Consider the following 13,123-nt stretch of genomic DNA (forward strand, 5'->3'; position numbering starts at 1 on the left):
ATTCTAGTGCGCGTCGGGATCGACGGTCCGGCCCGGTCGCGCCGCGAGGATCTCGGGCATCGGAGTGGATTGTCCGAGTACGTGCTCGGCCAGGAAGGCGTGCACGGCGCCGTACCAGACAGCGGTGTGCTGCGGCGAGAGGATCCAGTGGTTCTCGTCGGGGAAGTACAGGAACCGGTGCACGGTCTCCCCGTTCTCGTCGGCGGGAGAACCGGACTCGGACAACAGCTCCCACCACAACCGCAGCGCTTCGCCCACGGGCACGCGATAGTCCTTGTCGCCGTGGATCACCAGCATCGGGGTGACGATGTCCGCGACGGCCAGGTGCGGTGAGTTCTCGAACGCCATCTCCGGCGTCATCTCGTGCGCCCAGTACGACGCCTCGTCGGTGGTGGGACCGAACTGGTCCAGCGCCCACAGACCGGCGTGCGAGACGATCGCCCGGAAGCGGTCGGTGTGACCTGCGACCCAGTTGGCCATGTAGCCGCCGAACGAGCCGCCCATCATCGCCGTGCGCGTGGAGTCGATGTCCTCGCGTTGCTCGACGGCGTCGGTGACGGCCATCAGGTCCGTGTAGGGCTCCGTCCCCCATCGGCCCCAGCCGCGCTGCACGAACGCCTGTCCGTACCCGGTGGACAGTGCCGGATCGGGGAGCAGGACGGCGAATCCCTGTGCCACCAGCATCCACGGATTCCAGCGCCACGACCAGGCGTTCCACGATCCGAGCGGTCCGCCGTGCGCCCACAGCACCAGCGGCGCGGGCCAGTCGGCGGACGTGCCCGTGGGCAGAGCCAACCAGGCGCGCACCCGCACGCCGTCCTCGGCGGTGGTCTCGACGTCCTCGAGGGTGCCCGGCAGTGTCGGCGTGGCGGCCGGTGATCGCAGCTCGGTCACCGCACCGTCGACGAGCGTGATCCGGACCGGATGCGGCGGAACGAGATACGACGAGCGCAGCGCGTGGACGACATCACCGTCCGGAGCCGGGCGCAGGTCGGTGTAGGCGTGGTCGTCCTGCGTCAGGCGGCGGGCCGCGTCGCGCGTCACGACGAAGATCGGTGCCCGGCCGTCGTCGTCCGCCGTCACCAGGATGCTGCGCCCGTCGGCGGACCACACCGGCGACGACGGCCACCGGTCCCACCCGGCCGCCCACTGCTCCGGCAGCCCGGTCGTCAGGTCGAGGACGTGCAGCGTGGTCCGCGGCGCCGCATCCGGCTCCGGATGCGTCTCGCGCACATAGGCGACGCGCGTTCCGTCCGGCGAGACGGCAGGGGCACCTACGTCGGCCACCGGGTCGTCGACCAGCACGGCGTCGGCACCGTCCGAGGTGTCGATCCGGACGAGCACGTGCCGTGTGGTGGCATCGGCTCCCGCGACCCTGCGTGTGGCCACCAGCCACGAGCCGTCGGGAGCCACCGCGACGGAGGTGTCGCGGTACGCGCCGCCGCCCGCCGAACCGCCGGGTCGCGGCGTCACCGTCCGCAGTGCGACATCGGTGTCCTCGGTGTCGCCGAGGTTCCCCACGAAGACGTGCGTGGACGCCGGACCGAGGTCGCTGTCCCAGTGCCGCATCGGATATCCGCTGTGCAGGATCGCGGAGACGGCCTTGTCCTTCCGCAGCGCGCGCAGCGTCTCGTCACGGTCGACGTCGCCCAGAACCTCACCGGAGACAGCGAACACCGGCGCGTCGGACGCGGCCACGACTCCCCCGACCCCTCCGCCGCGGTGCGCGACTCTGCGGGCCTCTCCGCCCCGCGCGGACAGCGCCCACACCGCGGACGGTGCGTCGTCGTCACCGGACTCCGCTCGCACGAAGAGCAGGTCGCCGTTCGCGGCGAAGGTCGGTGCGGAGTCACCGGTGGCGGACCGGGTGAGCCGGCGCGGCGCCGACGTGCCGTCCGTCGCGATGGACCACAGACTCGAGACGTACTTCGTCCGTGCGGCATTCAGCTCGGACATCGTGGTGACGAGCGACGCTCCGTCGACGGACAGTGCGAGGCCCGCGATGCGGGGAAGGTCGAGGTAGGCGTCGGGAGTCCGGAAAGCGCTCGCGTCGGTCATGCCCCCGAACCTAGGCGATCACCCGAGCACCGCGCGACGTCTGCTCCGCCACCAGCGGTCGATCGCCGGTCGCAGCGCGGTCAGCCCCTTGTAGTCGGCCATGTCACGCGGCAGCTCCGCGGTGACCGCGACGACGCGCTCCGCCCAGCCGGGCACCGCCGCGAGTTCGTCGAGCGAGGCCTGATGGGTGCGGATGAGGAAGAGGATCGCACCGGACGGAGCGAGGCGCGTCAGGTGCTGCACCTCGACCCGCAGGCAGAGGCGCCGGCCGACCTCGTCGACGGACGCGGTCTCGAGGTGCCGTCGCGCGGGTGCCCACTCCCCGCGCGTCTCCAGAGAGGCGTCGAGCCGATGATCGACCCCGAGCGACCAGTTGGTGCGCCGCACGATCGCTCCCGCACCCAGCCCGAGGAGGAACGCGCGCGCCCGCGCCACGACCCCTTCCTCCCGCACACGCGGGACGGGACCGTGGATGTCCTCGAAGCTCGCACCCAGAGCGAAGTTCACGGACCACCCCGACGCGAACGTCACCACGCCCGCGTCGGCGAACAGCTCGCCCCCGCGGGTGTCGAGCAGGACGAGATCGTCCGGGGTCTCCCCCGCCGCCAGCAGCAGTGGGTCGACGCTCGGGTCACCTCTGGCGACGTCGATGCTGGTGCCGGACAATCTATTCGAGAAACGGACACGCCCGTCGTCGAGATCGAGCGTCGTCTCGTCGGGCATGCTGCGGTGCAGTTCGGTCAGCACCGTCTCGAGCGCGTCCCACCCGGCCGGCGCCATGTGCGGCAACGACACCGCTCGCCGGGGGTCCCGTGCGAGGATGCGGGCGCGTTCGGCCAGCGCGCCCCGATAGTCGGTGCCCGGTTCGACGACGTGCTCACCCCAGCCGCCCGCGGCGGTCCGATGAGCCGTGCGCGCCGGTTCGAGATTCGTGCTGTACCGGTACGTGTCACCGTCGAAGGGGAACGGGAAGGCCCGTAGGTCGGTCACAGGTCCACCACCAGACGGTCCCCCGCGGCGCGGGACACGCAGACCATCATCGAATCCGACCGTGTGCGTTCGTCGTCGGACAGGAACAGGTCGCGATGATCGACGGCGCCCGCGAGCACGGGCGTCCGACACCGACCGCAGACACCGTGACGACACTGCCGGTCGACGGACACGGCGGCAGTGTCGAGGACGTCCAGCACCGACTCGTCGGCCGACACCGGCAGGGTGCGACCGCTGCGCGCGAGTTCGAGCACGAACGACCGGCGAGGAGTATCGGGGCGGATGAACGCCTCGGTGTGCAGACGGCTCTCCGGCCAGCCCACCGCACGCGCGGCAGTCAGCGTCGCTTCGACGAGAGAGGGTGGCCCGCAGACGAACAGGTGAGTTCCCAGTGGCTGCCGGGTGAGCGCGTCCGCCAGTCCGCTCGTGAAGTCCTCGCGGGTGGTGCTGATCCGCGCATCGCACGACGTGGCCACGTCCTCGGCGAACGCGCCGCGTTCCGGCCGGTGGACGTAGTGCACCTCGGCGGTCGACCCGAGCCACCGCGCCAGGGACAGGATCGGCGTGATGCCGATCCCGCCGGCCACCAGCAGGTGCCTCCGCGCACGGAGAACCGGAGCGAAGGTGCTGCGCGGAGTGTCGACCTCGACGAGGTCACCCGGGCGCCGGCTCTGCAGCCATCGCGACCCGGCGCCGACGGCGAGTACCGCGCACGAGTAGAGGGACGGGGCGTGCGGCGGCCCGATCAGGGAATAGGCGTTGTACGGGGCGGACGCGTCGTCGCCGCAGCGCACCACCACGTGGCTTCCGGGCACGAACGACGGCAGCGCGTCCCCCGAGCGCAGCGGCGCGAGGTCGATGCGCCGCACCGCACCGTCCGGAGTGACCGCGGTCGAGTGGACCACCCGCAGTGTCACGACGCGGCGTCCGGAACGCCGAGGCGAGCAGCGAGACGGCTCGAGACATGGTCGGTCACCACGAGATTCGCACCGCAGGACCCACAGGGCGGTGCCGGTCCGACCGTTCCGCACACCGGGCAGTAGACGTCGACACTGCCGTCCTGCGTGACGACGACGGAGATCTCGTCGGGTTCTGCGCCCGCCCGCAGCGCTCGCTCGCGGTAGACCGCGACATGGGCTGCGGAACCGATCAGCACACAGCGCCAGCCGACCACCGCACGGTCCGTCTCGGCGTCGAACCACGCGTCCGACTCCGGACCTCGCACCGCGAATCGGCCCGGGCTCTCACCGGCCGAGTCCAGACGGTCGGCGTCGCCGATGATCAGCACGGTCACGCCGCCGACAGTACCGCCGGCCGATCCACCGTCGGGCCTGTCAGCGCACGAGAGGTGCCAGCCGGCCGGGGATCTCCTGCAACGCGAACGGCAGGCTGAGCACGGTGCTCCACGCCATGGCCTCGGCGGCCTCGTCCTCGAGAATGATCACGCGATTCTCCTGGACGGCGGTCAGCTGCTGGTAGACGGGAGTGGCCGCCAGCTCGGCACGGAGCTTGTCACCGAAGCCGCCACCGGCGTACCAGACGAGCACGTCGACATCGGCGAGAGACAACTGCTCGGTGCTCACGGTGGCGAAGTTGCGCTCGCCCACCTGGTCGACGACCGGCGGATTCACGAAGCCCAGTTCGTTGAGGAAGCGCACCTTCGGGTCCTGCGCGCCGTAGACACCGAACTGTCCGGGGCCCTGCAGCGCTCCGAGCAGCACCGTCTTGCCGGCGAACGACGGGTTGGCGGCAGCCGTGTCGGCGAACTCGCGCTCGAGATCGGTGATCAGCGTGCTCGCCTGATCGGCCCGACCGAGCGCCTGGCCGAGCAGTGTGGTCTGGTCGCGCCACGGAATGCCGTAGTCGACGAAACCGGTCGGCTGGGTGACGGTCGGGGCGAGCTGGGACAGCGAGTCGAACTCCGACTGCGTGATACCCGCATAGGTACCGACGATGAGATCGGGGCCTGCCGACGCCACCTTCTCCACGTCGATGCCCTCGGACGCGGTCCCGACGATCGCCGGTGCGGCGCCCCCCAGCGCAGACTGCGCCCAGGGCCAGGTCGCGGACGGGTAGTCGCCGTACCAGTCGAACACTCCGACCGGAACGACACCCAGCGCGAGCAGGGTGTCCTGGTCGTTGTACCCGACGCTGACGACGCGCTGCGGATCCGACGGCACGCTGACCTCGCCGTACTTCGTGGACACGGTCGCGCCGGAGTCCTGCGATCCGCCGGAGTCCGAACTGCTGCACGCAGCGGCCACCGCGACGATCGCGCCGGTGGCACCGAGGAGGAAAGAACGACGTGAGACGCCGGCCGACATGGCCATGGTGAGGTGGTCCCTTCGATGGACGGCGGGGACCCAGCCCCCCTGGCGTAGGCAAGGCTAACTTATGCACCGCCGCCTCGGACACGGGTCCGTCCGCGCGCCGGGCCGACGCGGGTCCACTATGGAGTGATGAGCACGTCGCACGAGAGCCACCACTGATGGGCCGCGCCACCGTCCGCCGACCGGTCGTCCGCATCCGCGGACCGCACCGCTCGTCACGGCCCGACACCGTGGTCGCCGAGGAACCGTTGGAGTTACGCGTCGGCGGCAAGGCGTTGGCCGTCACCATGCGTACGCCCGGACACGACGTCGAACTCGCGCACGGGTTCCTCGCCACCGAGGGCGTCATCGGCGGCCGCGACGACATTCTGGCCGCACGGTACTGCGACGGTGTCGACGACGAGGGGCTCAACACCTACAACGTGCTCGATCTCGCTCTGGCAGCGCACGTCCCACCACCCGACCCCGGGGTCGAACGGAACTTCTACACGACGTCGTCCTGCGGCGTCTGCGGCAAGGCGTCACTCGATGCGGTGCGGCTCAAGACCCGCCACTCCCCCGGAGCCGACGGCGCGACAGTCACGACGACCGTCCTGACCACGCTCCCGGACACCCTCCGCGAGCACCAGCGCATCTTCGCGTCCACGGGCGGGCTGCACGCGGCCGCGCTCTTCGACACGGACGGCACGCTTCTCGCGGTGCGGGAGGACGTCGGCCGACACAACGCCGTGGACAAGGTGATCGGGTGGGCGGTTCTCGAGGGACGGGTTCCCCTCACGGGAACGGTGCTCATGGTCAGCGGACGCGCATCCTTCGAGCTCGCGCAGAAGGCCGTCATGGCCGGGATCCCGATCCTCGCCGCGGTGTCCGCGCCGTCGTCGCTCGCCGTCGACCTCGCCGACGAGTCCGGCCTGACTGTCGTCGGCTTCCTCCGCGGAGACGGTATGAACGTCTACACCCACGCCCACCGTGTGATCAGCGAGCCGCCGCCCGACGACGCCCGGTGACCAGACCGACGACGGTCAACAGCACGACCACCGCGAGGGTGGCGAGTACCTGACGACGGGACGACGCGTCCGTCAGCATGAGCACGGTCAGGCCCACGAGGAGCGCGAGCGCCATCCAGCTGAGGTACGGGAACGCCCACATGCGAACGGGCAGTGGACCTGCCGCCTCCAGACGGCGTCGTAGTCGTAGCTGCGATGCCACCGTCATCGCCCAGATCGCCAACAGGGACGCGCCCACGGCGTTGAGCAGGAACGTCAGCAGACCGTCGAGGTCGAGATAGTTCAGCAGCACGGCCACGAAGCCGAAGAACACCGAGACGAGCAGCGCGGCGCGCGGGACCCCCGACGCATCCACCCGCGCCAACGGCCCCCTCCGGCCTTCCCGCAACGCCAGCGAGTACATCATCCGGCTGGTCGCGTAGATCTGCGCGTTGAAGGCACTGAGCAGTGACAGCACGATGACGGCCTCCATGAAGCCGACCACCCCGGAGAGGTTCGCCTGCTGCAGCACCAGCGTGAACGGGCTCTCCGCGGCCGACTGCGCCTCGTCGAGGCGGTTCCACGGCAGCAGCAACGTGATCACCAGGATCGACCCGAGGTAGAAGACGCTGATGCGCCACACGACGCTGCGCACCGCGCGCCCCACCGACAGGGCCGGGTCCTTCGACTCGGCCGCCGCGATGGTCACGATCTCGATGCCGCCGAAGGCGAACGCCACGACCAGCAGCCCCGCGGCGATGCCCGAGACGCCATTGGGCGCGAACCCACCGAGACCGGTGAAGTTGGCGGCGCCGACAGGGGCCGAACCGGGGAGCAGGCCGAACACCAGCAACGTCCCGACGACGAGGAACCCGATGATGACGGTGACCTTGATGGCGGCGAACCAGAACTCGAACTCGCCGAAGTTCGACACCTTCGCGAGGTTGATCGCGGCGAAGACGACCATGGCCACGAGGGCGGGGATCCACGGATCCACGCCGAACCATGCACCCATGAAGGCTGCGGCGCCGGTCATCTCGGCGCCCATGACCATGACGAGGGTGAACCAGTACAGCCAGCCGGTGACGAAGCCGGCGGTGCGGCCGAACGCCATCTCGGCGTAGGTCGAGAACGATCCCGACGACGGCGAGGCGGCGGCCATCTCGCCGAGCATGCGCATGACGAGGATCACGAGGAAGCCGGCGAGGGCGTAGGACAGGAGGACGGCGGGTCCCGCGGCGGCGATGCCGGCGCCCGTGCCCAGGAACAGCCCGGCGCCGATCGCGGAGCCGAGGCCCATCATCGTCAGGTGGCGGACCTTCAGTCCGTCGGTGAGTGAGTCGACCATGAGAAGGAAACGGTAACGCTACGTCCGGACGCGGACCTCGGCGCCCGTCGCCGCGAGGACGTCGTCGACCCCCACGCCGGGTGCGGTCTCGATCAGTTCGAGCCCGTCCGCCGTGACGTCGAGGACCGCCAGATCGGTGATGATGCGGTGCACGCAGCCGCGACCGGTGAGCGGGAGCGTGCACCTGTCGACGATCTTGGGCTCCCCGCTGCGGGAGACGTGTTCCATCATCACGATGACGCGTCGCGCTCCGTGGACCAGGTCCATCGCGCCGCCCATCCCCTTGACCATGTGGCCGGGGATCATCCAGTTGGCGAGATCACCGCGGCTGTCCACCTGCATCGCGCCGAGGACGGCGACGTCCACGGCGCCGCCGCGGATCATGCCGAAGGACTGTGCCGAGTCGAAGAACGAGGCCCCCGGGAGCACGGTGACGGTCTCCTTGCCGGCATTGATCAGCTCGGGATCGAGTTCGTCCTCGGTGGGGTACGGGCCCACGCCCAGAACTCCGTTCTCCGAGTGCAGGATCACGGTCCTGTCGGGGGGAATGTGGGCCGGGATCAACGTGGGCATACCGATGCCCAGGTTCACGTACTGCCCGTCCTCGAGTTCGGCGGCCACCCGTGCCGCCATCTCGTCCCGTGTGCGCGGAGTCGGGGTCATGACCGCACCGTCCTGCGCTCGATCCCGACCGTCACGGGCCCGACGACGACGACGCGCTGAACGTGGATTCCGGGCGTGTGCACGTCCTCGGGCGTCAGCTCCCCCGGCTCGACCAGATGCTCCACCTGGGCGATGGTGATGCGCCCCGACTCCGCTGCCGGTGGATTGAAGTTGCGGGCGCTGGCCCGGTAGACGAGATTGCCGTACCGATCACCCTTCCAGGCGTGCACCAGTGCGAAGTCGGCGGCGATCCCGCGCTCGAGGACATGGGTGACACCGTCGAACTCGCGCGTCTCCTTCGGGGCCGAGGCGAGAGCGACCCCGCCGGCGCCGTCGTACCGCTGTGGCAGCCCGCCCTCGGCGACCTGGGTCCCCACCCCCGCGGGGGTGAAGAAGGCCGGGACTCCGGCGCCGCCCGCTCGCAGCCGCTCGGCGAGCGTGCCCTGCGGTGTCAGCTCCACTTCGAGTTCACCGCCGAGGTACTGGCGGGCGAACTCCTTGTTCGACCCGACGTACGAGCTGACGGTCCTGCGGATCCGGCCCTGCTCCAACAGGATTCCCAACCCGAAGCCGTCGGTCCCGCAGTTGTTGCTGATGGTCTCGAGATCGGTCGCACCCTGATCGAGCAGTGCAGCGATCAAAAGCTCCGGCACACCGACCAGACCGAATCCGCCCACCGCGATCGACGATCCGCTCGGGATGTCGGCCACCGCCTCGGCGGCCGAGGCCACCACCTTGTTCATCATGACCGTGACCCTAACGCACTGTTCGACAAGTGAACAGAAATCCGCGATGCGAACACTGTGCTTCAATGAGACACGCGCATCCGAGCCGACGAGGAGTGGACCCCATGACCGAGCCCGCACCGCCGCAGACCCGCGCTGCCGCCGCGGATCACGTGCAGTCCCTCGCCCGCGGACTCGCGGTGATCCGGGCCTTCGACGCGGACCATCCCCGTCGCACGCTGTCCGAGGTCGCCCGAGCCACCGATCTCACCCGCGCCACGGCCCGTCGCTTCCTGCTCACCCTGGTCGAACTCGGTTACGTCCGCACCGACGGCACCACCTTCGCGCCGACTCCGAGGGTCCTCGATCTCGGCTACTCGTACCTCTCGTCGCTCTCGCTCCCCGAGATCGCCGGACCGCATCTCGAGGCATTGACCGCGCGCGTGCACGAGTCCTCGTCGGTGTCCGTCCTGGACGACCTCGACGTCGTCTACGTCGCCCGGGTCCCGGTGAGCCGCATCATGACCGTGTCCATCACCATCGGCACCCGTTTCCCCGCCTACGCCACCTCGATGGGCAGAGTCCTGTGGGCCGGTGTCGACGAGAACGCTCTCGCGGACCTTCTCGCGCGCACCGACCTCCGCGACCTCACGGGACGAACGGTGACGACGGAGTCGAGCCTGCGCGCCGAACTCGATCGCGTTCGGGCACAGGGCTTCTGCATCGTCGATCAGGAACTCGAGATCGGACTCCGCTCGGTCGCCGCGCCGCTGCACGGGCACGGCGGCGCCGTCACCGCCGCGGTCAACATCAGCACGCCCGCGGCGCGCTACTCGCTCGACGAGTTGAGAACCACCGTCGTGCCGGCGCTGCTGAGCACCGCGGCCGCCATCGACGCCGATCTCGCCCGCGTCGCGTCGCGGTCGGACGCAGCCCGCACCTCCTGACCTCTCCCCCCACCCGACCACCGACACACGAGACGAGACCACGCCATGCTCGACGCCGTCATCTGCGCTCCGCTGCGCACCCCCGTGGGCCGCTTCGGCGGGGCCCTGAAGACCGTTCCCGCAGCGGACCTCGCGTCTGCCGTGATCATCGAGATCCTCTCGCGCACCGGGCTGTCCGGCGCCGACATCGATGACGTGATCCTCGGGCAGGGCTCACCGAACGGCGAGGCACCGGCGATCGGACGCGTCGCCGCACTCGATGCGGGGCTCGGCATCGGCGTCCCCGGCCGCCAGGTCGACCGCCGCTGCGGGTCCGGGCTGCAGGCCGTTCTCGACGCCTGCATGCAGGTCTCCACGGGCGTGAGCGACGTCGTGCTCGCGGGCGGCGTGGAGTCGATGAGCTCCACCGAGTTCTACACCGACAGTGTGCGGTGGGGCGTCGGCGCCGACTCCGTGCCCCTCCAGGACAGGCTCGCACGGGCCCGGATCACGGCCGGCGGCACACACTTTCCCGTGCCCGGTGGGATGATCGAGACGGCCGAGAACCTCCGCGAGCAGTACGGTGTGCCCCGCGCCGACCAGGACGCCTTCGCGGTGCAGTCCCACCAGCGCGCCGTCGCTGCGCAACGGAGCGGCGTCTTCGCCGAGGAGATCGTGCCCGTCACGGTGCCTCGGCGCAGGGGCGATCCCGTCGTCGTCACCGACGACGAGCACCCCCGAGCCGACACCACCCTCGAGTCGCTGTCCCGGCTCCGCCCGATCCGCGGAACGATCGATCCGGAATCGACGGTCACCGCCGGCAACGCCAGCGGCCAGAACGACGGCGCCGCGCTCTGCCTCGTCACCACGGCGGACAGGGCCGCAGCGCTGGGGCTGACACCCCTGGTCCGACTCGCCGGATGGGCGGTGGCCGGTGTCGCGCCGGCGACGATGGGCATCGGCCCGGTCCCGGCGACGGCCGCCGTTCTCGGCCGGCTCGGCCTCACCCTCGACGACATGGACGTCGTCGAACTGAACGAGGCGTTCGCCGCCCAGGTGTTGTCGGTGCTGACCGAGTGGTCGATGGACCCCGCCGACCCTCGGCTCAACCCGCACGGCTCGGGCATCTCCCTCGGCCACCCGGTCGGCGCGACCGGCGCACGCATCCTGACCACCCTCGCTCACGAGATGGTGCGACGAGACGTGCGGTACGGCCTCGAGACGATGTGCATCGGCGGCGGCCAGGGACTCGCGGCGGTGTTCGAGCGCGTCTAGGGACGGTCCGCGTGCCCGAGGTCGCGCTCCGGGTCGACCTCGTCTCGAACGAGTTGCTTCAGGACGGTGATCTCGGGAAAACCGCCGCGCTCCTTGCGATCCCACACCACGGACTCCCCCACCACGACGCGGAAGACTCCGCCGGTGCCGGGAATCAGCGCCACCTCGGTGAGGTCGGATCCGAAAGTCTGCAGCAGTTCCTGCGCCATCCATCCGGCTCGCAGGAGCCACTGACACTGGGTGCAGTACGTGATCGCGACGCGCATGGCGGCGACCCTACCCCCGACGTTCCAGAGCCCCGACGCTCCAGAGCCCCGACGCACGAGAACCCCGGCGACCATCGGTCGTCGGGGCTCTCGATCGAGCTGAGGGGTCAGGCGCTCTTCTCGCGCCGTTCCGGCCGGTCCGGCTTGCGCGGCACGATGGTGGGGAGCACGTTGTCGTTCACGGTCTCCGCCGTCACGACCACCTTCGCCACGTCGTCACGACTGGGGATGTCGAACATGACCGGGTTGAGCACTTCCTCCATGATCGCGCGCAGTCCACGAGCGCCCGTGCCGCGATGGATGGCCTGCTCGGCCATCGCGTCCAGCGCGTCCGGGGTGAACTCCAATTCGACACCGTCCATGTCGAACAGGCGCGTGTACTGCTTCACCAGAGCGTTCTTCGGCTCCGACAGGATGGTCACGAGGGACTCCTTGTCGAGATGCGTGACCGACGCGACGACCGGCAGGCGACCGATGAACTCGGGAATCAGACCGAACTTGATCAGATCCTCGGGCATGACCTCGGCGAAGTGGTCCTGCGTGTCGATCTCGGCCTTGGAGTGGACCTCGGCGCCGAAGCCGAGGCCTCGCTTGCCGATGCGGTCCGACACGATCTTCTCGAGCCCGGCGAAGGCACCGGCGACGATGAAGAGCACGTTGGTCGTGTCGATCTGGATGAACTCCTGGTGCGGGTGCTTGCGTCCACCCTGCGGAGGGACACTGGCCTGTGTGCCCTCGAGGATCTTGAGCAGGGCCTGCTGCACACCCTCGCCGGAGACGTCGCGCGTGATCGACGGGTTCTCGCTCTTGCGAGCGATCTTGTCGACCTCGTCGATGTAGATGATGCCGGTCTCGGCGCGCTTGACGTCGTAGTCCGCGGCCTGGATCAGCTTGAGGAGGATGTTCTCGACGTCCTCACCGACGTACCCCGCCTCGGTCAACGCGGTGGCGTCGGCGATGGCGAACGGGACGTTCAGCATCTTCGCCAGCGTCTGCGCGAGGTAGGTCTTGCCGCAACCGGTGGGGCCGAGCATCAGGATGTTGGACTTGGCCAGTTCCACGGTCTCACCACGGGCATCACGGGCCTTGTCGCCGGCCTGGATGCGCTTGTAGTGGTTGTAGACCGCAACGGCGAGACGACGCTTCGCCGTGTCCTGACCGATGACGTAGTTCTCCAGGAAGTCGCGGATCTCCGCGGGCTTGGGCAACTCGTCGAGCTTGACCTCGCTCGACTCGGCCAGTTCTTCCTCGATGATCTCGTTGCACAGATCGATGCACTCGTCACAGATGTAGACACCTGGTCCGGCAATGAGCTTCTTGACCTGCTTCTGGCTCTTTCCGCAGAAAGAGCACTTGAGCAGATCACCACCGTCACCGATGCGTGCCATGAGCGTTAGTCCTCACTAGTGAAAGAGAATCTCTGCGTGCGACCGTACCCGCCTTCGCGGTCGGAGGTCGACTTCTGACGCAACCCGAGCAGGCATGTCGGAGCGGCGTCGCACCCCCTCGGACGTGGGTGAATCGATGCAGTCCGGGGGCTCGGAACCGGCCGGAGC

At 69.6% G+C, this 13,123-nt stretch carries 13 protein-coding genes; 3 read left to right on the forward strand and 10 right to left on the reverse strand.

Features of this window, described 5'->3' with window-relative positions:
- Positions 1–3: 3 nt before the first annotated feature.
- Genes HQ314_RS04615 through HQ314_RS04635 form a run of 5 tightly spaced genes read right to left on the reverse strand, consistent with a single transcriptional unit; the run spans position 4 to position 5,372 of the window.
- Positions 4–2,058, reverse strand: a complete 2,055-nt coding sequence (locus tag HQ314_RS04615; protein ID WP_222649357.1) for an alpha/beta fold hydrolase — start codon at positions 2,056–2,058, stop codon at positions 4–6.
- A gap of 18 nt (positions 2,059–2,076) precedes the next feature.
- Positions 2,077–3,048: a DUF3445 domain-containing protein gene (locus tag HQ314_RS04620; RefSeq protein WP_222649358.1), complete on the reverse strand. Its 972-nt coding sequence runs from the start codon at positions 3,046–3,048 to the stop codon at positions 2,077–2,079.
- Positions 3,045–3,965 (reverse strand): PDR/VanB family oxidoreductase, encoded by a 921-nt coding sequence (locus HQ314_RS04625; protein ID WP_222649359.1) that lies wholly within the window; start codon positions 3,963–3,965, stop codon positions 3,045–3,047. Before HQ314_RS04625 ends, HQ314_RS04620 begins: the two co-directional genes overlap by 4 nt.
- Complete coding sequence (locus tag HQ314_RS04630; protein ID WP_222649360.1) at positions 3,962–4,342, reverse strand: dimethylamine monooxygenase subunit DmmA family protein; 381 nt, start codon at positions 4,340–4,342, stop codon at positions 3,962–3,964. The genes HQ314_RS04625 and HQ314_RS04630 overlap by 4 nt, the downstream gene beginning before the upstream one ends.
- Before the next feature lie 40 nt (positions 4,343–4,382).
- Positions 4,383–5,372 carry an iron-siderophore ABC transporter substrate-binding protein gene (locus HQ314_RS04635; protein ID WP_156380558.1) on the reverse strand — a complete coding sequence of 330 codons (990 nt, stop codon included), beginning with the start codon at positions 5,370–5,372 and terminating at the stop codon, positions 4,383–4,385.
- Positions 5,373–5,536: 164 nt separating this feature from the next.
- On the opposite strand from HQ314_RS04635, the gene fdhD reads away from it, so the two are divergent.
- A complete protein-coding gene (fdhD, locus tag HQ314_RS04640; protein WP_027505660.1) occupies positions 5,537–6,385 on the forward strand; it encodes a formate dehydrogenase accessory sulfurtransferase FdhD in 849 nt (282 codons plus the stop codon).
- Here the strand turns inward: fdhD and HQ314_RS04645 are convergent.
- Genes HQ314_RS04645 through HQ314_RS04655 form a run of 3 tightly spaced genes read right to left on the reverse strand, consistent with a single transcriptional unit; the run spans position 6,354 to position 9,118 of the window.
- A complete protein-coding gene (locus tag HQ314_RS04645; RefSeq protein WP_222649361.1) occupies positions 6,354–7,712 on the reverse strand; it encodes an amino acid permease in 1,359 nt (452 codons plus the stop codon). The two genes, fdhD and HQ314_RS04645, sit on opposite strands and share 32 nt — an antisense overlap.
- 18 nt (positions 7,713–7,730) lie before the next feature.
- Complete coding sequence (locus tag HQ314_RS04650; RefSeq protein WP_222630304.1) at positions 7,731–8,375, reverse strand: CoA transferase subunit B; 645 nt, start codon at positions 8,373–8,375, stop codon at positions 7,731–7,733.
- Positions 8,372–9,118: a CoA transferase subunit A gene (locus tag HQ314_RS04655; RefSeq protein WP_037185784.1), complete on the reverse strand. Its 747-nt coding sequence runs from the start codon at positions 9,116–9,118 to the stop codon at positions 8,372–8,374. The genes HQ314_RS04650 and HQ314_RS04655 overlap by 4 nt, the downstream gene beginning before the upstream one ends.
- Before the next feature lie 107 nt (positions 9,119–9,225).
- On the opposite strand from HQ314_RS04655, the gene HQ314_RS04660 reads away from it, so the two are divergent.
- Entirely contained in the window at positions 9,226–10,047 is an 822-nt protein-coding gene (locus tag HQ314_RS04660; protein WP_222649362.1) for an IclR family transcriptional regulator C-terminal domain-containing protein, read from the forward strand.
- Between the two features lie 45 nt (positions 10,048–10,092).
- On the forward strand, positions 10,093–11,301 hold the full coding sequence (locus tag HQ314_RS04665) for an acetyl-CoA C-acetyltransferase (protein WP_222649363.1): 1,209 nt from the start codon (positions 10,093–10,095) through the stop codon (positions 11,299–11,301).
- Here HQ314_RS04665 and HQ314_RS04670 read toward each other — a convergent pair.
- Positions 11,298–11,567, reverse strand: a complete 270-nt coding sequence (locus HQ314_RS04670) for a SelT/SelW/SelH family protein (RefSeq protein WP_027505655.1) — start codon at positions 11,565–11,567, stop codon at positions 11,298–11,300. The genes HQ314_RS04665 and HQ314_RS04670 overlap by 4 nt on opposite strands.
- A 107-nt stretch (positions 11,568–11,674) precedes the next feature.
- Complete coding sequence (gene clpX / locus HQ314_RS04675; RefSeq protein WP_027505654.1) at positions 11,675–12,955, reverse strand: ATP-dependent Clp protease ATP-binding subunit ClpX; 1,281 nt, start codon at positions 12,953–12,955, stop codon at positions 11,675–11,677.
- Between the last annotated feature and the right edge of the window lie 168 nt (positions 12,956–13,123).

The sequence above is a fragment of the Rhodococcus sp. BP-332 genome, from assembly GCF_019836065.1.
GTDB lineage: Bacteria > Actinomycetota > Actinomycetes > Mycobacteriales > Mycobacteriaceae > Rhodococcoides.

Coding starts and splice junctions, on each gene's coding strand:
- HQ314_RS04615 (WP_222649357.1), bottom strand. CDS start 2,058: ATGACCGACGCGAGCGCTTTCCGGACTCCCGACGCCTACCTCGACCTT.
- HQ314_RS04635 (WP_156380558.1), bottom strand. CDS start 5,372: ATGTCGGCCGGCGTCTCACGTCGTTCTTTCCTCCTCGGTGCCACCGGC.
- fdhD (WP_027505660.1), top strand. CDS start 5,537: ATGGGCCGCGCCACCGTCCGCCGACCGGTCGTCCGCATCCGCGGACCG.
- HQ314_RS04645 (WP_222649361.1), bottom strand. CDS start 7,712: ATGGTCGACTCACTCACCGACGGACTGAAGGTCCGCCACCTGACGATG.
- HQ314_RS04650 (WP_222630304.1), bottom strand. CDS start 8,375: ATGACCCCGACTCCGCGCACACGGGACGAGATGGCGGCACGGGTGGCC.
- HQ314_RS04655 (WP_037185784.1), bottom strand. CDS start 9,118: ATGAACAAGGTGGTGGCCTCGGCCGCCGAGGCGGTGGCCGACATCCCG.
- HQ314_RS04660 (WP_222649362.1), top strand. CDS start 9,226: ATGACCGAGCCCGCACCGCCGCAGACCCGCGCTGCCGCCGCGGATCAC.
- HQ314_RS04665 (WP_222649363.1), top strand. CDS start 10,093: ATGCTCGACGCCGTCATCTGCGCTCCGCTGCGCACCCCCGTGGGCCGC.
- HQ314_RS04670 (WP_027505655.1), bottom strand. CDS start 11,567: ATGCGCGTCGCGATCACGTACTGCACCCAGTGTCAGTGGCTCCTGCGA.
- clpX (WP_027505654.1), bottom strand. CDS start 12,955: ATGGCACGCATCGGTGACGGTGGTGATCTGCTCAAGTGCTCTTTCTGC.